The 19,582-nt window shown below is 73.1% G+C and carries 16 protein-coding genes; 13 read left to right on the top strand and 3 right to left on the bottom strand.

From position 1 onward, the window contains the following. The first annotated feature begins 15 nt into the window (after positions 1-15). The 3 genes from ABTY62_RS11470 (at position 16) to ABTY62_RS11460 (ending at position 2,478) form a co-directional block, all read left to right on the top strand. Positions 16-1,155, top strand: a complete 1,140-nt coding sequence (locus ABTY62_RS11470) for a glycerophosphodiester phosphodiesterase (RefSeq protein ID WP_352129205.1) — start codon at positions 16-18, stop codon at positions 1,153-1,155. Positions 1,156-1,331: 176 nt separating this feature from the next. Beyond that, a complete protein-coding gene (locus ABTY62_RS11465) occupies positions 1,332-1,853 on the top strand; it encodes an RNA polymerase sigma factor (protein ID WP_311725740.1) in 522 nt (173 codons plus the stop codon). A gap of 121 nt (positions 1,854-1,974) precedes the next feature. Next, positions 1,975-2,478: a GNAT family N-acetyltransferase gene (locus tag ABTY62_RS11460; protein ID WP_311725741.1), complete on the top strand. Its 504-nt coding sequence runs from the start codon at positions 1,975-1,977 to the stop codon at positions 2,476-2,478. 37 nt (positions 2,479-2,515) lie between these two features. On the opposite strand, the gene ABTY62_RS11455 is transcribed toward ABTY62_RS11460, so the two are convergent. After that, entirely contained in the window at positions 2,516-2,950 is a 435-nt protein-coding gene (locus ABTY62_RS11455) for a hypothetical protein (RefSeq protein ID WP_352129204.1), read from the bottom strand. Continuing rightward, positions 2,943-3,311 carry a hypothetical protein gene (locus tag ABTY62_RS11450; protein WP_352129203.1) on the bottom strand — a complete coding sequence of 123 codons (369 nt, stop codon included), beginning with the start codon at positions 3,309-3,311 and terminating at the stop codon, positions 2,943-2,945. The genes ABTY62_RS11455 and ABTY62_RS11450 overlap by 8 nt, the downstream gene beginning before the upstream one ends. A 117-nt stretch (positions 3,312-3,428) precedes the next feature. Between ABTY62_RS11450 and ABTY62_RS11445 the strand changes: the two genes are divergently transcribed. The 10 genes from ABTY62_RS11445 to ABTY62_RS11400 all read left to right on the top strand — a co-directional run bounded on the left by ABTY62_RS11445 (position 3,429) and on the right by ABTY62_RS11400 (position 17,776). Then, entirely contained in the window at positions 3,429-4,079 is a 651-nt protein-coding gene (locus ABTY62_RS11445; protein ID WP_352129202.1) for an HAD-IA family hydrolase, read from the top strand. Between the two features lie 406 nt (positions 4,080-4,485). Then, positions 4,486-5,550 (top strand): methionine ABC transporter ATP-binding protein, encoded by a 1,065-nt coding sequence (locus tag ABTY62_RS11440; RefSeq protein WP_352129201.1) that lies wholly within the window; start codon positions 4,486-4,488, stop codon positions 5,548-5,550. Then, on the top strand, positions 5,547-6,305 hold the full coding sequence (locus ABTY62_RS11435) for a methionine ABC transporter permease (RefSeq protein WP_352129200.1): 759 nt from the start codon (positions 5,547-5,549) through the stop codon (positions 6,303-6,305). The genes ABTY62_RS11440 and ABTY62_RS11435 overlap by 4 nt, the downstream gene beginning before the upstream one ends. A gap of 109 nt (positions 6,306-6,414) precedes the next feature. Then, on the top strand, positions 6,415-7,236 hold the full coding sequence (locus ABTY62_RS11430; protein WP_352129199.1) for a MetQ/NlpA family ABC transporter substrate-binding protein: 822 nt from the start codon (positions 6,415-6,417) through the stop codon (positions 7,234-7,236). 40 nt (positions 7,237-7,276) lie between these two features. Next, a complete protein-coding gene (locus ABTY62_RS11425) occupies positions 7,277-8,095 on the top strand; it encodes a MetQ/NlpA family ABC transporter substrate-binding protein (protein ID WP_352129198.1) in 819 nt (272 codons plus the stop codon). Between the two features lie 146 nt (positions 8,096-8,241). Further along, the gene (locus ABTY62_RS11420) at positions 8,242-8,889 is read left to right on the top strand and encodes a GNAT family N-acetyltransferase (RefSeq protein ID WP_352129197.1); all 648 of its coding nucleotides are present in this window, start codon (positions 8,242-8,244) and stop codon (positions 8,887-8,889) included. Between the two features lie 197 nt (positions 8,890-9,086). Further along, a complete protein-coding gene (gene cbiE, locus ABTY62_RS11415; protein WP_352129196.1) occupies positions 9,087-10,334 on the top strand; it encodes a precorrin-6y C5,15-methyltransferase (decarboxylating) subunit CbiE in 1,248 nt (415 codons plus the stop codon). A 278-nt stretch (positions 10,335-10,612) separates the two neighbouring features. Next, positions 10,613-15,577, top strand: coding sequence for a nicotinate-nucleotide--dimethylbenzimidazole phosphoribosyltransferase (gene cobT / locus ABTY62_RS11410; protein ID WP_352129195.1), 4,965 nt, complete (start codon positions 10,613-10,615; stop codon positions 15,575-15,577). A 106-nt stretch (positions 15,578-15,683) separates the two neighbouring features. Further along, a complete protein-coding gene (cobA, locus tag ABTY62_RS11405; RefSeq protein WP_352129194.1) occupies positions 15,684-16,904 on the top strand; it encodes a uroporphyrinogen-III C-methyltransferase in 1,221 nt (406 codons plus the stop codon). A 53-nt stretch (positions 16,905-16,957) separates the two neighbouring features. Next, complete coding sequence (locus tag ABTY62_RS11400; protein WP_311725758.1) at positions 16,958-17,776, top strand: TrmH family RNA methyltransferase; 819 nt, start codon at positions 16,958-16,960, stop codon at positions 17,774-17,776. A gap of 201 nt (positions 17,777-17,977) precedes the next feature. On the opposite strand, the gene ABTY62_RS11395 is transcribed toward ABTY62_RS11400, so the two are convergent. Beyond that, entirely contained in the window at positions 17,978-19,378 is a 1,401-nt protein-coding gene (locus tag ABTY62_RS11395) for a serine/threonine-protein kinase (protein WP_352129193.1), read from the bottom strand. Positions 19,379-19,582 lie beyond the last annotated feature (204 nt).

The following is a 19,582-nucleotide window of genomic DNA, read 5'->3' as shown; positions in this document are numbered from 1 at the left end:
CAGCGAGGAGTGGTCATGGAGCGGGAGCAACAGCCTGGACGGCGCGCCATTCTGGGGGCCGCGGCCCTGGGGGCGGGAGCGATGGCGCTGAGCGGTGCGGGCACCGCCACCGCCGCAGAGGCGTCCGGGAAGGGCCACGGGCTGCCGGTGCCCACCGTCATCGGGCACCGCGGGGCCAGCGGATACCGGCCCGAGCACACCCTGGGCTCGTACCAGCTCGCCCTCGACATGGGCGCCGACATCATCGAGCAGGACCTGGTCCCCACCAAGGACGGCCACCTGGTCTGCCGCCACGAGAACGACATCACGGCCACCACGGACGTCTCCGCGCATCCGGAGTTCGCCGACCGCAAGACCACCAAGACGGTCGACGGCACCGCGCTCACCGGCTGGTTCACCGAGGACTTCACGCTCGCCGAGCTGAAGACCCTGCGCGCCAAGGAGCGCATCCCCGGCACCCGCCAGCGCAACACGCTCTACGACGGCCGCTGGGAGGTGCCCACCTTCGAAGAGGTGCTCCAGTGGGCCGAGCGCGAGGGCCGCAAGCGGGGCCGCCGCGTCTGGCTGTACGTGGAGACCAAGCACCCCACCTACTTCCGCAAGCTCGGGCTCGGCCTGGAAGAGCCGCTGGCCAAGATGCTGCGCAAGTACGGCCGTCACAAGAAGGACGCGGCGCTGTTCCTCCAGTCCTTCGAGCCGAGCAGCATCCAGCGGCTGCGCAAGCTGGTCGACACCCCGGCGGTCGTCCTGCTGTCCACCGTCAACAGCCGCCCCTGGGACTTCATCGATGCGAACGACCCGCGCACGGTCGCGGACCTGGTCAAGCCCGAGGGCCTGAAGTGGATCGCGAGCTACGCCCAGGGCATCGGCCCCGACCTGTCCGTGATCATCCCGCGCACCGCCGACGGCAAGCTGGGAACCCCGACCAGCGTGGTCAAGGACGCGCACGCGGCCGGTCTCGTGCTGCACCCGTACACCATGCGCAACGAGAACTCCTTCCTGCCCGCCGACTTCCGGCGCGGCACCGACCCGAACGCCTACGGGGACGCCTTCGGCGCCTTCAAGAAGTACTTCGAGACGGGCATCGACGGAATCTTCTCCGACAACCCGGACACCGCGCTGCTCGCCGCGGAGGACTTCCGCAAGAGCCGGTGAACGCACGCCCCGGCGCGCGGCGGTGCCCCACGCGGGCCCGCCGCGGGCCGCGGCATGTCCGGCCACCGTTCTCGACACCGCCGTGACGCCGTCAACCTTCCGTCCTGCGGCCGCCCGGTCGGGTGAGAGAGCGGCGCACCGGAAACCGGCCCCGACCCGCCCACGTCCCGCCGGTTATGGACCTTGTGGAGAAACTCCGCCCGCTGCTCGCCGCCGAGGCGGCGGCCGAGGCCTACGGCGCGGGCATCGAACCCGCCGAGCTCGAACAGGCGGTGTGGCTGCGGCTGCTGGAGCGCACCCGCGAGGCCGGCCCGCCGCCCGAGCCCGCCGCCTGGCTGCGCGGCGCGGTCCGGGCCGAGGTGCGCGGGGCCAGGCGCCGGGCCCGGCGGGAGGTGCCGTACGACCCGGTGGGCGACGGCCCGCCCGGCGCCCCCGACGCCCGGTCGGCCGAGCACGCGGTGCTCAGGGCGGAGGCGGGCCGGGCGCTGCGCGCCGCGGTGCGCCGGCTGCCCGGCCGCTGTCCCCTCTTACTGGGCGCGCTGCTGTCCCGCTCCGACCTGACGTATCGCGAGATCGCGGGGGAGTTGGGAATGTCACAGGGCAGCCTTGGCCCGGTACGTTCCCGATGTCTCGGTTGCCTGCGCAGAATGCTCACGGCGGAGATTGCGGCTCCTGAACTCTGGGGAAAGGAGCGTTAGACAATCGGCGCCTCGGAGGCGGACGTGCATCCTCACGACGGCTCCGGTCAGGCCAACACCCCCGGTCGCATCCCTACCCTCAGCGCGGCCGGCGGACCGATACAAGGGGAGGCATGCGCACATGGGCATGAGCGTGACCATCTCTGCGGCGACCGCGGACGACGCCGAGCAGATCCTCAAGTTGCAGTACCTGTGCTACCAGCGGGAAGCCGAGCTCTACGGGGACTACTCCATCGAACCGCTGACCCAGTCCCTCGACGACCTCCGCGCCGAACTGGGCGAGGGCTGTGTGCTCGTGGCCCGGCTCGGCGCGGAGGTCGTCGGGTCGGTCCGCGGGATGGTCGACGACAAGGGCACCGCCGCCATCGGCAAGCTCATCGTGCACCCGCGGATGCAGCGGCACGGCCTGGGCGGGAGGCTGCTCGCGGCGATCGAGGAGCGGCTGGCCGAGGAGCGGGCCGCCAAGCGGTACCGGCTGTTCACCGGCCACCGCAGCGAGGGCAATCTGCGGCTGTACCGGCGGTACGGCTATGCGCAGGTGGGCACCGAGGAGGTCAACCGCCGACTGAGCCTGGTCACCCTGGAGAAGGAGGCCACGCCCTCGGCGTACGCGGCCAGCGCCTGACGCCGGTTGTCCGAGGGAGTGGCAGGGCCCGCCGGGATCAGTCCTGGCGGGCCCTGCGCAGCCAGAACAGCCCGGTGACCGGCAAAAAGATCGGGATGAAGAGATAGCCCATGCCGTAGTCCGACCACACCGTCTGGTCGGGGAAGGCGGAGGGGTCCACGAGCGTCCAGGTGCCGATGGTCAGCACCCCCAGCAACTCGGCGGCGCAGCAGACGATGGCCGCCTTCCGCGCCCCTTCCCCGCCGCGCACCAGCGAGACGGTGATGAACGCGTACACCACGGCCGAGACCGCGGAGAGGATGTACGCGAGCGGGGCCTCGTGGTACTGGGCGATCAGCTGGTAGATCGAGCGGGACGCGGCCGCGACGGTGAACACCCCGTACAGCAGGACCAGCAGCCGCCCCGGCCCCTGGCCCAGCTCGGTCCGCCGGTTCCCGGCGGGCTCGGTGGATTCGGGCGTCGACTCAGCCACCGGTACCTCCCCAGATGTCGTACAGCCGCACCTCGAGCACGGCCAGCACCACCGCGGCCGCCGCCACCGTCGCCGATCCCCACCGGGTCCGCTCCGCCAGCGACATGAACGCCGCGATCGGCACGGCGAGACCCGAGCCGATCAGATACGCCACGAAGATCGTCACGGACTCGTCGGGACGCTGCCCGCGCGCCAGCAGCACGATCCCTATGGCCAGCTGGGCGAGGCCCAGCAGGGTCACCACGGCCATACCGATGAAGTGCCAGTCCTTGGTGGGCTGGTCGCGGTAGGTGGCGAAACCGCACCACGCGGCGAGTGCGAGGGCGGTCACACCGAGCGCGACCGTCAGCGCGTCGATCAACGGGACCTCCGCGTGGTGCGGCGGCGCACACAGGGGGTGGCAAGCATGGGACGAGGGTAATCGGCCGCGAGGGGCGCCCTGTGCCCGCCCCTGTGCGGGCCCGTACGCTGACCCGATATGAAGATCTCCGCTGACGCCCTGCTGTTCGACAACGACGGAACCCTCATCTCGTCCCTGGAGTCGGTCCACCGTTGCTGGAGCCGCTGGGCGCGGGAGTACGGAATCCCGGCGGAGGAGTTCGCGCGGGTCGAGCTGCACGGCCGCACCGCCTCCGACATCATCGGCGATCTGCTTCCCGCGCACCGCGTCCCCGAGGCCCGCGCCCGCATCGACGAGCTGGAGCTGGAGGACGTGCCCGGCGGCGGGGTGGTGGCGCTGCCCGGCACCCTCGATTTGCTGGGCCGGATTCCCCGGGACCGCTGGGCCGTGGTGACCTCGGCGATACGCCCGCTGGCCGAGGCCCGGCTGGCCGCGGTCGGCATCACCCCGACCCTGCTGATCAGCGCCGACGACATCACGCGCGGCAAGCCGGACCCCGAGCCCTTTCTGCTCGCCGCCGACAAGCTCGGCTTCGACCCGGCCCGCTGTGTGGTCTTCGAGGACGCCCCGGCCGGGCTCGCGGCGGGCCGCGCCGCCGGCATGCGGACCGTGGCGTTGACCACAACCACCGACCCGGACCAACTGGTCGCCGATGTCGTCGTCAAGGACCTGTCGGCCGTGTCCGTCCAGGCCACCGAGGGCGGGCTGGAGATCACGGCCGGGGAGTGACCCGTACCGCCGCTGTCCACGGGCTGGTCAACCAGGTCCGCTATTCGGACACGGTTGATTGGCCCGCACGCATGTCTGCTTTACTTACGCCCATGACCACGACGAGCAGCCGCGCCCACGCGACCGAGGCGATCCAGACGCCCGGTGCTCGTTGTATGTGTCGAATGTGTGACCGCTGAGGGCCCCTGCCTGAGCCTCGCGCCCCGAAGCGAGACCCGCTGAGCCGAGCCGCGTCCGTGCCGCCCCCTACCGGGCCGTGCACCGGACCGCGCCGCCCCGCGTCACCGGACCCCGAAGCCGCGCCCGCGCTCGCGCGCGCCTCCGGCGCTCCACGCCGCGTTCCGCAAAGAACGAACCGTGCCCGGCGGCACCATCCGCCGTGCACTCAACAGTGACGGAAACCCCTGTGATCACCACGACAGGCCTGACCAAGGTCTACCGCTCACGCGGCCGCGAGGTCACCGCCCTCGACGGCGTCGACCTCCATGTCCGGGAGGGCGAGGTGTACGGCGTCGTCGGACAGAGCGGCGCCGGCAAGTCCACCCTCATCCGCTGTGTGAACCTCCTGGAGCGCCCCACCTCCGGCACGGTCAGCGTGGCCGGCCAGGACCTCACCGCGCTCGCCGGGCGCGGTCCGGGGGCCGGATCGGCGCTGCGCAAGGCCCGCACCGGGATCGGGATGGTCTTCCAACACTTCAACCTGCTCTCCTCGCGCACCGTCCGGGACAACGTCGAGCTGCCGCTGGAGATCCTCGGCGTCTCCGGCAAGGAGCGCACCCGCAAGGCCCTCGAACTGCTGGACCTGGTCGGCCTCAGCGACAAGGCGAAGGCGTACCCGGCGCAGCTGTCCGGCGGCCAGAAGCAGCGCGTCGGCATCGCCCGGGCGCTGGCCGGCGACCCCAAGGTGCTGCTCTCGGACGAGGCCACGTCCGCCCTCGACCCGGAGACCACCCGCTCCATCCTCCAGCTGCTGCGCGACCTGAACCGGCAGCTCGGCCTGACCGTGCTGCTCATCACCCACGAGATGGACGTCGTCAAGACGATCTGCGACTCGGCCGCGCTGATGCGCGGCGGGCGGATCGTCGAATCCGGCACGGTCGCCGACCTGCTCGCCACGCCCGGCTCCGAACTGGCGCGGCAGCTCTTCCCGGTCGGCGGGGAACTGCCCGGCATCGACCGGACCGTGGTGGACGTCACCTTCCACGGTGAGGCCGCGACCCAGCCCGTCATCTCCCAGCTGGCGCGCACCTACAACATCGACATCTCGATCCTCGGCGCCGCCATGGACACCGTCGGCGGCCGCCAGGTCGGCCGGATGCGGATCGAGCTGCCCGGACCGTTCGAGGAGAACGTCGTGCCGATCGGGTTCCTGCGCGAGCAGGGGCTCCAGGTCGAGGTGGCCGACGGAGCGGAAGAGGCGGCGCACCGGGGGACGGGCGACGCCGTGCTGACCAAGGAAGGTGCCAAGTGACCTGGTCCGAAATGCAGCCCCTGCTGGAGCAGGCCTGTTGGGACACGCTCTACATGGTCGGCTGGTCGGCCCTGATCGCGGTCGTCGGCGGACTGCCGCTCGGGGTGCTGCTGGTGCTCACCGACCGTGGCGGGGTGCTTCAGAGCCTCGTGGTGAACAAGGTCGTCGGCCAGATCGTGAACATCGCCCGATCCATGCCGTTCATCATCCTCATGGTCGCGCTGATCTCCTTCACCCGCTGGGTCGTGGGCACCACCATCGGCCCCGAGGCCGCGATCGTGCCGCTGGCCGTCGGCGCCATCCCCTTCTTCGCCCGGCTCGTGGAGACCGCGGTGCGCGAGGTGGACGGCGGGCTGGTCGAGGCGGTGCAGTCGATGGGCGGCTCCACCTGGACCGTCGTACGCAAGGTCCTGCTGCCCGAGGCGCTGCCCTCGCTGATCTCCAGCGCCACCACCACGATCGTCGCGCTCATCGGCTACTCGGCGATGGCCGGCACGGTCGGCGCCGGCGGCCTGGGCGACCTCGCCATCCGCTACGGCTACCAGCGCTTCGAGACCGAGCTGATGTGGATCACCGTGGCGATCCTCGCGGTGGTGATCTCCATCATCCAGTTCGCCGGTGACTTCGCGGCCCGCGCCCTGTCGCATCGCGGCCGCTCCTCGGCCACCTCGTGGCTGCGGCCGGCGCGCGCCCCGAAGAGGGCGGAGGAGCCCGGCCCGGTGGCCAAGGTCGCCGAAGCCCCCGAGGCGCCCTGAGCCCCGACTCCCGTCCTCTTTCTCTCCGCCCTCTCTCGTCGAACTCCCTCTCCTCAGAGCGTCCCGCACCCACAGCGGCTTCGTACGCCCAAAAAGAAAGGCACTTTTCGTGCGTAACACCACCAAGACCCTCGCTATCGCCCTCACCGCCGGCGCCCTCACCCTCGGCCTCACCGCCTGCGGCGCGGACTCGGGCTCGGACAAGAACGGCGCGCTGGTCGTCGCCGCGAGCCCCGTCCCGCACGCCGAGATCCTGAACTACATCAAGGACAACCTGGCCGAGAAGGCCGGCCTCAAGCTCGAGGTCAAGGAGTTCACCGACTACAACACGCCGAACACGGCGACCGAAGACGGCTCGGTGGACGCCAACTACTTCCAGAACCAGCCGTTCCTGGACGACTTCAACAAGAAGAAGGGCACCCACATCGTGCCCGTCGTCACCGTCCACCTGGAGCCGCTCGGCCTGTACTCGCACAGCGTGAAGAAGGTCGACGACCTCAAGAGCGGCGGGACCGTGGCGATCCCCAACGACACCGTCAACGAGGCCCGCGCGCTCAAGCTCCTGGACGCGAACGGCGTCATCAAGCTCAAGAGCGGCGTCGGCAACGAGGCCACCCCCAAGGACATCGCCGACAACCCCAAGGGCCTGAAGTTCAAGGAGCTGGAGGCCGCCCAGCTGCCGCGCTCCCTGGACGACGTGGACGCCGCGGTCATCAACGGCAACTACGCCATCGAGGCCGACCTCAAGCCCGCCAAGGACGCCCTCGTCCTGGAGTCGCCCAAGGACAACCCGTACGGCAACTTCCTCGCCGTGAAGAAGGGCAACGAGGACGACCCGCGCGTCAAGAAGCTCGCCAAGCTCCTCACCTCCCCCGAGGTGAAGAAGTTCATCAAGGACAAGTACGACGGCTCCGTCATCGCCTCGTTCTGACCACGGACCCGGACTGCGTGACCCCGGAGGAAGCCACATCATGCGCAAGCTCGCGGTCCCTCTCGCCGCCGCCGCACTCGCCCTCGGGCTGACCGCGTGCGGCGCGGGCTCCGGCGGCGGCTCGGACGACGACACGCTCGTCGTCGGGGCCACCGCCGTCCCGGCGGGCGAGGTGCTCGACTACATCAAGAAGAACCTGGCGGACAAGGAAGGCCTCAAGCTCGAGGTCAAGGAGTTCACCGACTACGTCCTGCCGAACACCGCCCTCCAGGAAGGCTCGCTGGACGCCAACCTGTACCAGAACGTCCCATTCCTGGAGAACTTCAACAAAACCAAGGGCACCGACCTGGTGTCCGTGGCGGATATCTATCTGCCGCCCATGGGCGCCTACTCCAAGCACGTCAAGGACGTCTCCGGCCTCAAGACCGGGGCGACCGTCGCGGTGCCCAACGAGACCACCAACGAGGGACGCGCCCTCAAACTGCTCGCCGCCAAGGGGCTCATCGAGCTGAAGAAGGACGCGGGGGTCACCGCGAGCCCCGCCGATATCACCGCCAACCCGAAGAAGCTCACCTTCAAGGAGCTGGAACCGGCCCAGTTGCCGCGCTCTCTCGACGATGTCGACCTGGCGGTCATCAACAGCAATTACGCGCTCGACGCCGGACTCGACCCGGCGAAGGACTCGGTGCTGCTGGAGTCGGTGAAGGGAAACGAATACGCCAACGTTCTCGCCGTCAAGAAGGGCAATGAGGACGACCCGCGGGTGAAGAAGCTGACCAAGCTCCTCACCTCGCCCGAAGTGCGGAAATTCATCCAGGAGAAGTACAAGGGGTCGGTGCTGCCGGTCACCGGCGGATAGCCGACGCCCGCGTGAAGGCTCCGTATCCGAACGCCACAAACGGATACGGAGCCTTCCGTTCGGCCACCCCGTGCTGCATTTCTCTCGGGCGATGCTGCATGCTGGGCTCTTCCTGAATCCTTGGACCCCCGGTTACGGAGCGGCGCATGACATCCACCTTCCCGGACATCTCCATCAGTACGGAACGGCTGGTGCTGCGCCCCTTCGAGGAAGCGGACGTGCCCGCGCTCACGGAGATGATGAACGACGAACTCGTCACCGCCTGGACCTCGGTGCCCCACCCCTACACCACCCGCGACGCCCGCGAATGGGCGCTGCGCATCGCGCCCGCCGAGCGCACCTCCGGCCGCGGCATCGTCTTCGCCGTCGCCGAGTTCCTCACCCAGCGCCTCGTGGGCATCGTGCACCTGAGCAACACCGACTGGCGCGTGCTGGCCACCGAGATCTCCTACGTCACCGCCCACTGGGCGCGCGGCGAGGGCTACGCCTCCGAATCCGCGCTGGCCGTCGCCCGCTGGCTCTTCCAGGACCAGAAGTTCGAGCGGCTCGAACTGCGCACCGCCGCCGACAACACCGCCTCCCAGCAGGTCGCCCAGAAGATCGGCTGCATCAGCGAAGGCGTCCTGCGCCACGCCTGGATAGCGCGCACCCAGACGGAGGACGGCGGCTGGACCGACCTGCGCACCGACGTCATCGTCTGGAGCCTGCTGCCCGAAGACCTCCAGGGCGTGCACGGCGGGCCGACCGAGGTGGAGAGCTTCAGCGACTACTCCCCGTACACCGACTGGAACTGACCACGCCCAGCGCGCCCGGCCCTCGGCGCGCCCCGCACCCACGCCCCGCGCCTCCCGCCCTGCGTGAGGAGGTACGGACCAGGCGGGATAATCTCTCCAGGCCCGTGTGGAGCGCGCCCCCGCGCCGAGCGCACCGGCACCCCCGATCTCCGCGGCGACCCGCCGCCCACCCGCGACAACCTGGGAGAGACACGACGATGGCCGACCGCGTCACGGTGATCGGTTGGGACGGATCCCCGCTCACGGACGCGGCCCGCTCCGCCCTCGGCGCGGCCACCCTCGTGGCCGGCGCCGCCCACCACCTGGCGCTGCCCGAAGTCCCGCCGGGCGCCGAGCGGATCAGGCTCGGCAGCGTGGACCTCGCCGCCCGCCGCATCGCCCAGCACCGCGGCTCCGCCGTGGTCCTGGCCGACGGCGACCCCGGATACTTCGGCGTCGTCCGCGCACTGCGCGCCCCCGAGCACGGCCTGGAGGTCGAGGTCGTCCCCGCGGTCTCCTCCGTCGCCGCCGCCTTCGCCCGCGCCGGGATGCCCTGGGACGACGCCCAGGTCGTCGTCGCACACAGCCGCGATCTGCGCCGCGCCGTCAACGTCTGCCGCGCCCACCCCAAGGTCGCCGTGCTCACCTCGCCCGGCGCCGGCCCCGCCGAACTCGCACTGCTCCTCGGCCCGGTGCACCGCACCTTCGTCATCTGCGAGGCCCTCGGCACCCAGCGCGAGCGGGTCACCGTGCTCACCTCCGACAAGGTCGCCGACCACACCTGGCGCGACCCCAATGTCGTCATCGTCATCGGCGGCTCCGGCGCGGCCCCCGTACGCAGCGCCCCGGGCGGCGCGCGCGGCGCACTCCAGGGCGGAGGGTGGCTCGCCGGCCGCGAACCGGGCTACCCGGGCGCCGTACGCGGCTGGGCGCTGCCCGCCGCCGCCTACGCGACCGTCCTCCGCGACAGCGAGTCGCCCCAGCTGCGCGCCGCCCAACTCGCCCGCCTCGGCCCCCGCGTCGGCGACCTGGTCTGGGACATCGGCGTGGGCAGCGGCGCCGCCGCCGTCGAGACGGCCGGATTCGGCGCCGCCGTCATCGCCGTGGACCGCGACCCGGACGCCTGCGCGCGCACCACCGCCCTCGCCCGCCGCTACGGCGTCCAGCTCCAGGTCGTCCACGGCACCGCCCCCCAGGTGCTCGAAGACCTCCCCGAGCCCGACGTGGTGCGGGTCGGCGGCGGAGGCCCCGACGTGATCGCCGCGTGCGCCGCCCGCCGCCCCGAGCGGATCGTCACACATGCCGCGACACGGGACGAGGCGGAAGCCGTCTGCCGGGCTCTGGAGGACGGCGGCTACGCGGTCGAGTGTGCCCTTCTCCAGTCGGTGGAGCTGGACACCAGGGTCTGGGCCGAACGCGAGCGCGCCGTCGCGTTCCTGGTCTGCGGTCACCGCCTGCACCTGTGATTTTCGCTCTGTGACGTTCCCTCGACCCTCGCCCCTATGACCGCCTCCGGGCGGCGTCCGAGGTAGGCTGGCAGATCGTTGTACTGCCTGTGCCGCTGCCCGGCGTTCGGCGCTTTATCGGCCAATGGCCGGAATGCGTCCCCCTCTTGACGGGCCGCGGTAGGCAATGCCTCGGGCGTGCTACGTGCCGCGCACCGCGTGCGCTCGTTCTTGCCTCTGAGGCTTGCTCTCGGTGGTAGGCGGTAGGAAGGAGCACTAGCGATGGGCGAGGGGTACGCATGACCGACACCGGCCAGGTCCCGGGCGAGGGGCTGCCGGAGAACGCGGGCGGACGACTCGGGCAGCCGCATCCCGCGGATGTCCCCATCCCCCCCGCCGACGCCGGCTTCATCGAACAGCCGCAGTCCGCGTACACCTTCCTCGACCCGCACGACGCCGTCGGCGAGGAGGACGACCTCCTCCTCATGCCCGGCGCGCAGGGCGCGTGGAGCGAACACCAGCCGCAGTACCAGGACCCGTACCAGCAGCCCATGACCCACCTGCCCGGCGCGCCCGGCCCGTATGAGACCGCGGGCTACGCCCCGGCCCCGGCCGAGGGCTATGACGCGGGCCTGGTCTACGACCAGGTCCCGGCCGCGGCCTACGACCAGGTTCCGGCCGCGGCCTACGACCAGATCCCGGGCGGCGGCTACGACGCGGGACCGGCCCAGGGCTATGACCAGGCCCCGGCCGAGTACGAGGACGTACCGCCCGAACCCCAGCCGGCGCCCGTCCACCAGGCCCACGCCCAGGCCGCCCCGTCACCCAGGCCGCTCGCCCACGCCGCCCCCGCCACGCCGCGGCGCCCGCTGCACATGGGCCCGCCCGTACCCGACCCGTCCAACGGCATCGTGCGCTCCCTCGCCGACCGCGGCCCGGCCGGTGCCCCCACCCAGTCCGTGCCCGTCCCCCACGCCGAACCGCCCGCCGCCGGACCCCAGTACATCGAGCAGCCCCACGACGACGCCGCACCGCTCCCCGGCGCCCCCTGGGACGCCCAGCCCCCGCAGGCCGCGGCCCCGGCGGCGGAAGCGGCCGCCCCCGCCGAGGAACTCGAGGAGCTGGACCCGTTCGACCCGCGGCAGTACGCCAAGCCCGCCGCCCCCGAGGCGGCCGAGTTCCAGGGCGTGGACCCGGCCGTCGACATCCCCGCGCAGGTCCACCCCGACGCCGCCCCGGACCAGCAGGAGGACCCGGCGCACGCCCCCGGCGCGGACACCGCCCCGGACGACCCAGCCGAGGCCTTCGCGGGCCCCATGGCGGGGACCCCGCCCCAGAACCACCCCCAGGCCGAGCAGCCCGGGCCGGCCATCGCCATCCCGGCCCAGGCGGACGGCACCGCGCTCCCGGCCGAACCCGCCCCACAGCCCGTACCCGTGGACCCGGGCCACGCCATAGTCGCTGAGGCCCCCTCGCCCGAGGACCCCGCGCAGAGCGAACCGGAGCAGCCCCAGGAAGCGGACGCGGCGCCCGCGCCGGACGAGGCCACCGCGGCACAGCCCCCCCAAGGGCGCGCCGCCCGCCGCCGCGCCGCCCGGGGCCGGGCCGCCACCCAGGACGAGGCCCCGGCCGAACCCACCGCGGCCCCCACCGACGCCCCGCAGACCCCCGCGGCACAGGCCCCCCAGGGCCGCCGCCGTCGAGCGGCCCGGAGCCAGGGCCAGCAGGGCCAGCAGACGCAGGCTCAGGAGACGCCCCCCGAGGCGCCCGCGGGGCCCGGCGCCGCGCCGGTGGCCGTCGAGGCCGTGGCCGCGCCTACCGATGACGCGCCCGCCGCGCCAGTCGGCGACCCGTCGAATGGGAGCGCGGCCACGGCCGCACCGACGGCCCCGGCCCCGGCCGCTGACGCAGCCGGGGCCGAGCCCGCCGCCCCGCCGTCGGCTGGTGACGTTGCCGAGGCGCAGGCAGCCGCCGCGCCCGACGCCTCCGGCGCAGCACCTGTCGCCGCCGAGTCCGCCGATCCCGCTGAGGGGGCTGCGGCGCCCGGCGCAGCGCCCGCCGCGGAGGCGCCCACTGACGAGCCGACGGCTGATGCGGTCGCGGCGGCCGACGTGCCCGTGTCCGCCGATGCCGCGCCGACGGCTGAGCAACCCGAGGCTGTTGCCGTGCCGGGTGCGGACGCGCAGGACAACGAGGGGGCTCCTGCCGCGCCGACGGCTGACGAGTCCGCTGCCGAGCCCGTTGTGGAGGACGCGCCCGCCGAGCCGTCGGCTGATGCGCCCGCGGTCGCTGCTGTTGCGCCGCCTGCTGGCGCGGCCGAGGGTGCGGTCGTCGAGGCACCGGTCGGGGATGGCGCGGCAGCCGCACCTGATGCGCCTGCGGTCGCTGCTGCCGCGCCGCCTGGTGACGCGGCCGAGGATGCGGTCGTCAACGCTCATGTCGGGGACGTCACGACCGCCGCGCTGCCGGCCGACGCGCCCGGCGGGGACGCCGAAGGTGAAGGTGCGGTTGCCGACGCGCCCGTTGAGAACGGCGAGACTGCCGCGCCTGGCGGCGCCGCTGAAGACGCGGCTGTCGCCGCGCCCGTTGGTGACGACGCGAACGGCGCGCCGTCGGCTGATGCGCCTGCGGTCGCAGCCGCTGCGTCGGCTGGTGAGGTGGCCGAGGGCGTGGTCGTCGATGCGCCGGTCGGGGATGGCGCGGCTGCCGTGCCTGGCGGCGATGCCGTGGACGCGCCTGCCGCCGAGCCCGTTGTGGAGGTTGCGCCTGCCGAGCCGTCGGCTGATGCGCCTGCGGTCGCTGCTGCCGCGCCGACTGGTGAGGTGGCCGAGGGCGCGATTGTCGATGCGCCGGTCGAGGACGGTGCGACTGCCACGCCTGGCGGCGACGCCGTGGACGCGCCTGCCGCCGAGCCCGTTGTGGAGGACGCGCCTGCCGAGCCGTCGGCTGATGCGCCTGCGGTCGCTGCTGCTGCGTCGGCTGGTGAGGTGGCCGAGGGCGCAGTCGTCGATGCGCCGGTCGGGGATGGCGCGCCTGCCGCGCCTGGCGGCGACGCCGAAGACGCGGCCGTCGACGCGCCCGTTGGGGACGACGCGACTGCCGCGCCGACGGCTGACGTACCCGTGGCTGCCGCAGCCGCGCCTGCGGCTGACGAGGCCGCTGCCGAGCCGGAGGGCGCCGAGCCGGGCGCAGGCCATGCCGCTGAGGCGACGACTGACGACGCCTCCTCCGCCGCGGCCGAACCGCAGGAGCCGGAGGCCGGGTCCCAGGAGGCAGCCCCGGCTGCCCAAGCAGCCGCCGACGCGCCCGCCGAGGCCTCGGCCGCCGATGAAACACCTGAAGCCGAAGCCGAAGCCGAAGCCGAAGCGGCCGCGGGCGCCGTGCCGCAGGAGGATGCCTCCGCCGAGGCACCGGCTCCCGCGGAGGCCGCGCAGGCCACGGCCACCGAAGGCGGCACCGACAACGCGCCCGCGCCCGAACCAGCCGCCGCAGCCGCCCCCGAAACAGCTGCCCCCGAGGTCCCCACCGGCCCCCCGGCCGAGGGCTACGCGGAGGCCGAGCGGGCCGCCGTCCACCGGGTCATCCGCGACCGCCGCGACATCCGCAACGGCTTCCGCTCCGACCCGATCCCCCCCGAGGTGCTGCTGCGCGTGCTCGAGGCCGCGCACACCGCGCCCAGCGTCGGGCACTCGCAGCCGTGGGACTTTGTCGTCATCCGGTCCGAGGAGACCCGCCGCACCATGCACGAGCTGGCCATGCGCCAGCGCGACGCATACGCCAAGTCGCTCCCCAAGGGCCGGGCCAAGCAGTTCAAGCAGCTCAAGGTCGAGGCGATCCTCGAGACCCCGGTCAATATCGTGGTGACCGCCGACCCGACCCGCGGCGGCCGCCACACCCTCGGCCGGCACACCCAGCCGCAGATGGCGCCGTATTCCTCCGCGCTCGCCGTCGAGAACCTGTGGCTGGCCGCGCGCGCCGAGGGGCTCGGCGTCGGCTGGGTCAGCTTCTTCGACGAGCGCGAGATGGTGCGCGCGCTGGGGCTGCCCGAGCACTTGGAGATCGTGGCGTATCTGTGCGTCGGGTACGTGGACGAGTTCCCGGACGAGCCGGAGCTGATGAAGACGGGGTGGTCCAAGCGCCGCCCGCTGTCCTGGGTCGTCCACGAGGAGACGTACGGGCGGCGCGCGCTGCCCGGCGAGGCCCCCGCCAATCTGCTCCAGGAGACCCTCAGGGGTATCCGTCCGCTGGACGCCAAGGCGCTCGGCGAGGCGTGGGAGCGGCAGAAGCGCATGACCAAGCCGTCCGGCGCTCTCGGCATGCTCGAGATCATCTCGGCGCAGCTCAGCGGGCTGTCCCGGAAGTGCCCGCCCCCGATCCCCGAGCCCGCCACCGTCGCGATCTTCGCGGGGGACCACGGGGTGCACGCCCAGGGCGTCACCGCCTGGCCGCAGGAGGTCACCGGCCAGATGGTCGCCAACTTCCTGGGCGGCGGGGCGGTCTGCAACGCCTTCGCGGGCCAGGTCGGCGCCGAGGTCTGCGTCGTGGACGTGGGCGTGGCCGGCGAGCTGCCCAGCACCCCGGGGCTGCTGCCGCGCAAGGTGCGGGCGGGCACGGGCGACTTCACCGTCGGCCCCGCGCTGACCCGCGAGGAGGCGCTGCGCGCCATCGAGGTGGGCATCGAGACGGCGCGCGACCTCGTGGCCGCCGGTAACAAGGTGCTGCTCACCGGCGAGATGGGCATCGCCAACACCACCGTGTCGGCCGCCCTGATCTCCGTATACACCGGCGTGGACGCGGCCGAGGTCACCGGGCGCGGCACCGGCATCAACGACGAGATGCACGCCCGCAAGGTCGACGTCGTACGGCGCGGCCTGGAGCTGCACCAGCCCGACCCGGCCGACCCCATCGGCGTCCTGACGGCCTTCGGCGGCCTGGAACATGCCGCGATGGCCGGACTGCTCCTGGGCGGCGCGTCCCTGCGCACCCCCGTCATCCTGGACGGGGTGAGCGCCGGCGCCGCCGCCCTGATCGCCCGCGCCATCGCCCCCGAGGTGCTGGCCGCGTGCATCGCCGGGCACCGCAGCGCCGAGCCCGGTCATGTGGCCGCGCTGAACAAGCTGGGACTGCGGCCGCTGGTCGACCTTGATCTGCGCCTCGGCGAGGGGACAGGCGCGCTGCTCGCCCTCCCCGTGGTGCAGAGCGCCGCCCGGGCCATGCACGAGGTGGCGACCTTCGATTCCGCCGGAGTCACGGAGAAGGGCTGACGTCCGCCCCCGCCACGTAGGGTGTGCGCGGGGGCCTGTCCCACCGTCGATCAGCCGCTCCAGCGCCGCAGCGGCCGCGCATTCGCACGAGGAGAGCCGCATCGCCATGTCCGAGAACTTTGCATACCCCGTGGGACTGCGCCTGTCCGGGCGCCGGGTGGTCGTCCTCGGGGCCGGTCAGGTCGCCCAGCGCCGGCTGCCGGCGCTGATCGCGGCGGGCGCGGACATTGTGCTGATCTCTCCGTCCGCCACGGCCTCCGTCGAGGCCATGGCCGAGGCCGGCGAGGTGCGCTGGGAGCGCCGCGGGTACCGGGACGGCGACTTCGAAGGCGCCTGGTACGCCCTGATCACCACCGACGACCCCGAGGCCAACGCCGCCGCCTCCGCGGAGGCCGAGGCCCGCCGGATCTGGTGCGTACGCAGCGACGACGCCGAGGCGTCCACCGCCTGGACCCCGGCCACCGGGCGCAGCGAGGGCGTCACCGTCGCCGTGCTCACCGGCCGCGATCCGCGCCGCTCCGCCGCCGTGCGCGACGCCGTCGTCGAGGGGCTGCGCGACGGCACCCTCGCCGCGCCCCGGCACCGCGCCCGCGGGCCCCATGTCGCGCTGGTGGGCGGCGGCCCCGGCGACCCGGACCTGATCACCGTGCGCGGCCGTCGGCTGCTCGCCGAGGCGGACGTGGTCGTGGCCGACCGTCTCGGCCCCCGCGATCTCCTCGACGAGCTGCCGCCCCACGTCGAGGTGATCGACGCGGCGAAGATCCCGTACGGCCGCTATATGGCCCAGGAGGCGATCAACAACGCGCTGATCGAGCACGCCAAGGCGGGGAAGTCGGTCGTCCGGCTCAAGGGCGGCGACCCCTTCGTCTTCGGGCGCGGCATGGAGGAGGCGCACGCACTCGCCGAGGCGGGCATCCCCTGCACCGTCGTACCGGGCGTCACCAGCGCGATCAGTGTCCCGGCCGCGGCCGGGATCCCGGTGACCCACCGCGGCGTCGCTCATGAGTTCACGGTGGTCAGCGGGCATGTCGCACCTGACGACCCCAGCTCGCTCGTCGACTGGGCCGCGCTGGCGACGCTCCGCGGCACCCTCGTCCTCCTCATGGCCGTCGAAAAGATAGGCCCCATCTCCGCCGCGCTGATCCAGCACGGCCGCGACGCGGACACCCCGGTCGCCGTCGTCCAGGAGGGCACCACCGCCACCCAACGGCGCGTCGACGCGACCCTGGCCACCGTGGCGGAACGGGTCACGGCCGAGGGAGTACGACCCCCCGCGGTCGTCGTGATCGGCGATGTCGTGTCCCTCGCCTCGGGTAACCATGGGTAACGCATCACGTCCGCGTCATTGGCACGACCTCCAGGACAAGGCAGTATCACCCTGTGGCTGATCTCATCACCGTCGATGACCCCGACGACCCGCGGCTGCGCGACTACACGGGTCTGACCGATGTGGAGCTACGGCGCAGGCGCGAGCCCGCCGAGGGCCTGTTCATCGCCGAAGGCGAGAAGGTCATCCGGCGGGCCAGACAGGCCGGTTACGAGATGCGTTCCATGCTGCTGTCGGCCAAGTGGGTCGACGTCATGCGGGACGTCATAGAAGACGTCCCGGCGCCGGTCTACGCCGTCAGCCCCGACCTTGCCGAACGCGTGACCGGTTACCACGTCCACCGCGGAGCCCTCGCCTCCATGCAGCGCAAGCCGCTGCCCGAGGCCGAGCAACTCCTCCAGGGCGCCCGGCGCGTGGTGATCATGGAGTCCGTCAACGACCACACCAACATCGGCGCGATCTTCCGCAGCGCCGCGGCGCTCGGCATGGACGCCGTGCTGCTCTCCCCGGACTGCGCCGACCCGCTGTACCGCCGCTCCGTCAAGGTCTCCATGGGCGCCGTCTTCTCCGTGCCGTACGCCCGTCTCGAGACCTGGCCCCGCGGCCTGGAGGCGGTCCGGCACACCGGCTTCAAGATCCTCGCCCTCACACCCGACGAGAAGGCCACCTCCATCGACGACGCCGCACCCCACCGCATCGAGCGCGTCGCCCTGATGCTGGGCGCCGAGGGGGACGGGCTCTCCGCGCAGGCCCTCATGGCCGCGGACGAATGGGTGCGCATCCCCATGGCGCACGGCGTCGACTCCCTCAACGTGGGCGCCGCGGCGGCGGTGGCCTTCTACGCGGTCACGGCGGGCCGCCCGCAGGGCTGAGGCGGGTAGCCGCGAACGAGACGGGAGGGGGTGGGGGTGCAGGGGTGGTGCCCTGGACGCTTACGCATATTTGTGGCGCCAAGTTCCGGGTAACACCACGTTTCCGGGCACCGGCGCCGTAAATATGCGGTCCAGGGTGACAGCCCCGGAGGCCCCGCCCCCGCACCACCCACTAACGGCAGGCGCACCCACCACCCACCGTCAGCCGAACGACGTCGTGGACGTCGGCGTGGACGACGACGCGGGCGTCGGCGCCCCCAGCCCGTAGGGCGGCCCCTGGCACCCCTGCGCGGCGGCGATGCCCAGCGCGACCAGCAGCGTCACCACCACGAAGACGATCAGCCGCTGCCGCAGCAGCCGCCGGTCCGGCCCCGCGGGCCGCCGCCCGTTCGGCGGCGTACGGACCGTACGGACGGGCGGCCGCGCACCGTTGCGCCCCGAGGGGCGCGCCGGCGTCGGGCGGGCGCCGGAGTTACGGCCGGTGGACCCGGTGGACCCGGTGGAACGGCCCCCCGTGCCGGGCCCCGGGCGCGGCGCGGAGGCGCGCGGAGCCTGGGCGCGGGGTGTGGGGGCGGGCGTACCACCCGGGCGCCGCTCCGTGCGCTGCCGCGCGTACTCCTCGGGGCGCCGGCCGCTCGGCCGCTCCGACGGCTGCCGGGCCCCGTGGTGCCCGCCCGGGTGGTGCCCGTCGGAGGCGCCGGCCCCGCCGGCCCCCAGGCCGCCGTGCCCGTGCCCCTGCCCGCCGTGCCCGGGGCCCCCGTGCCCAGAGCCCCCATGCCCGTGCGCCTCCCGCGCCGCGATCTCCTTCAGGCGCAGGGAGAGCTGAAGCGTGCTCGGCCGGTCCTCGGGATCCTTCGCGAGACACGCGTGGAGCAGCGGCGCCAGCGCGTCCGGCACCCCGGCCAGCTGCGGCTCCTCGTGCACCACGCGGTACAGCATCACCTCGGAACTCCCCTGCCCGAAGGGGGAGTCCGCCATCGAGGAGTACGCGAGCGTCGCGCCCAGCGCGAAGACGTCGGTCGCGGGGGTCACCGTCGCCCCGCGCACCTGCTCGGGCGCGAGGAAGCCGGGGGAGCCGACCGCCGTGCCGACGTGGGTCAGCGTGCTGGCCCCCGTCGCCCAGGCGATGCCGAAGTCGATGATGCGCGGGCCCTTGGGCGAGAGCAGGATGTTCGAGGGCTTGAGGTCCCGGTGCACCACACCCGCCTCGTGCACCGCCAACAGGCCCTCGGCCAGGGCCGACCCGATGGCGGCGACCTGGGCGGCGGGCAGCGGGCCGTCCTCGTTCACCTTGTCGTGCAGGGACGGCCCGGGCACGTACTGGGTGGCGAACCACGGCCGGTCGGCCTCCAGGTCGGCGGCCACCAGCCGCGCCGTGCAGCCGCCGCGGATCCGCCGCGCGGCCGAGACCTCGCGGGCGAACCGGGACCGGAACTCGCGGTCCTCGGCCAGGTCCGGCCGGATCACCTTCAGCGCCACGCGCTGCCCGCGCCGGTCGGAGCCGAGGTAGACGACCCCCATGCCGCCCGCGCCGAGCCGCCGGTGAAGGCGGAAGGAGCCGACGACACGCGGGTCCTCGCGCCGGAGCCGCATCATCGCCATGTCCGTCCCCTACCTCCGGTGGGTAGGCCCCTTCCCAGTACCCCTGGAGGGGAGGCCCCATCCGCTGCCGCCGTCTGACGTGCACAGCTTACGGATTGACGGCCCGACGCGCTGCGAGGCCGCGCATGCGTCGGCAGATGGATTGTCAGTGGCAGGTGGAATCCTTGGAGAAGTGGGGCGGAAACGCGGCAATCCGCGCTCCGG

The organism is Streptomyces sp. NPDC097640 (assembly GCF_040302705.1).
GTDB lineage: Bacteria > Actinomycetota > Actinomycetes > Streptomycetales > Streptomycetaceae > Streptomyces.
The sequence above is the reverse complement of the archived record's forward strand: the minus strand, read 5'-3'. Positions and strand labels throughout refer to the sequence as shown.

What these genes read in the sequence shown, in the direction of transcription:
- ABTY62_RS11470 (WP_352129205.1), top strand. Translation starts at nt 16, where the DNA reads ATGGAGCGGGAGCAACAGCCTGGACGGCGCGCCATTCTGGGGGCCGCG.
- ABTY62_RS11465 (WP_311725740.1), top strand. Translation starts at nt 1,332, where the DNA reads ATGGACCTTGTGGAGAAACTCCGCCCGCTGCTCGCCGCCGAGGCGGCG.
- ABTY62_RS11460 (WP_311725741.1), top strand. Translation starts at nt 1,975, where the DNA reads ATGGGCATGAGCGTGACCATCTCTGCGGCGACCGCGGACGACGCCGAG.
- ABTY62_RS11445 (WP_352129202.1), top strand. Translation starts at nt 3,429, where the DNA reads ATGAAGATCTCCGCTGACGCCCTGCTGTTCGACAACGACGGAACCCTC.
- ABTY62_RS11425 (WP_352129198.1), top strand. Translation starts at nt 7,277, where the DNA reads ATGCGCAAGCTCGCGGTCCCTCTCGCCGCCGCCGCACTCGCCCTCGGG.
- ABTY62_RS11420 (WP_352129197.1), top strand. Translation starts at nt 8,242, where the DNA reads ATGACATCCACCTTCCCGGACATCTCCATCAGTACGGAACGGCTGGTG.
- cbiE (WP_352129196.1), top strand. Translation starts at nt 9,087, where the DNA reads ATGGCCGACCGCGTCACGGTGATCGGTTGGGACGGATCCCCGCTCACG.
- cobT (WP_352129195.1), top strand. Translation starts at nt 10,613, where the DNA reads ATGACCGACACCGGCCAGGTCCCGGGCGAGGGGCTGCCGGAGAACGCG.
- cobA (WP_352129194.1), top strand. Translation starts at nt 15,684, where the DNA reads ATGTCCGAGAACTTTGCATACCCCGTGGGACTGCGCCTGTCCGGGCGC.
- ABTY62_RS11395 (WP_352129193.1), bottom strand. Translation starts at nt 19,378, where the DNA reads ATGGCGATGATGCGGCTCCGGCGCGAGGACCCGCGTGTCGTCGGCTCC.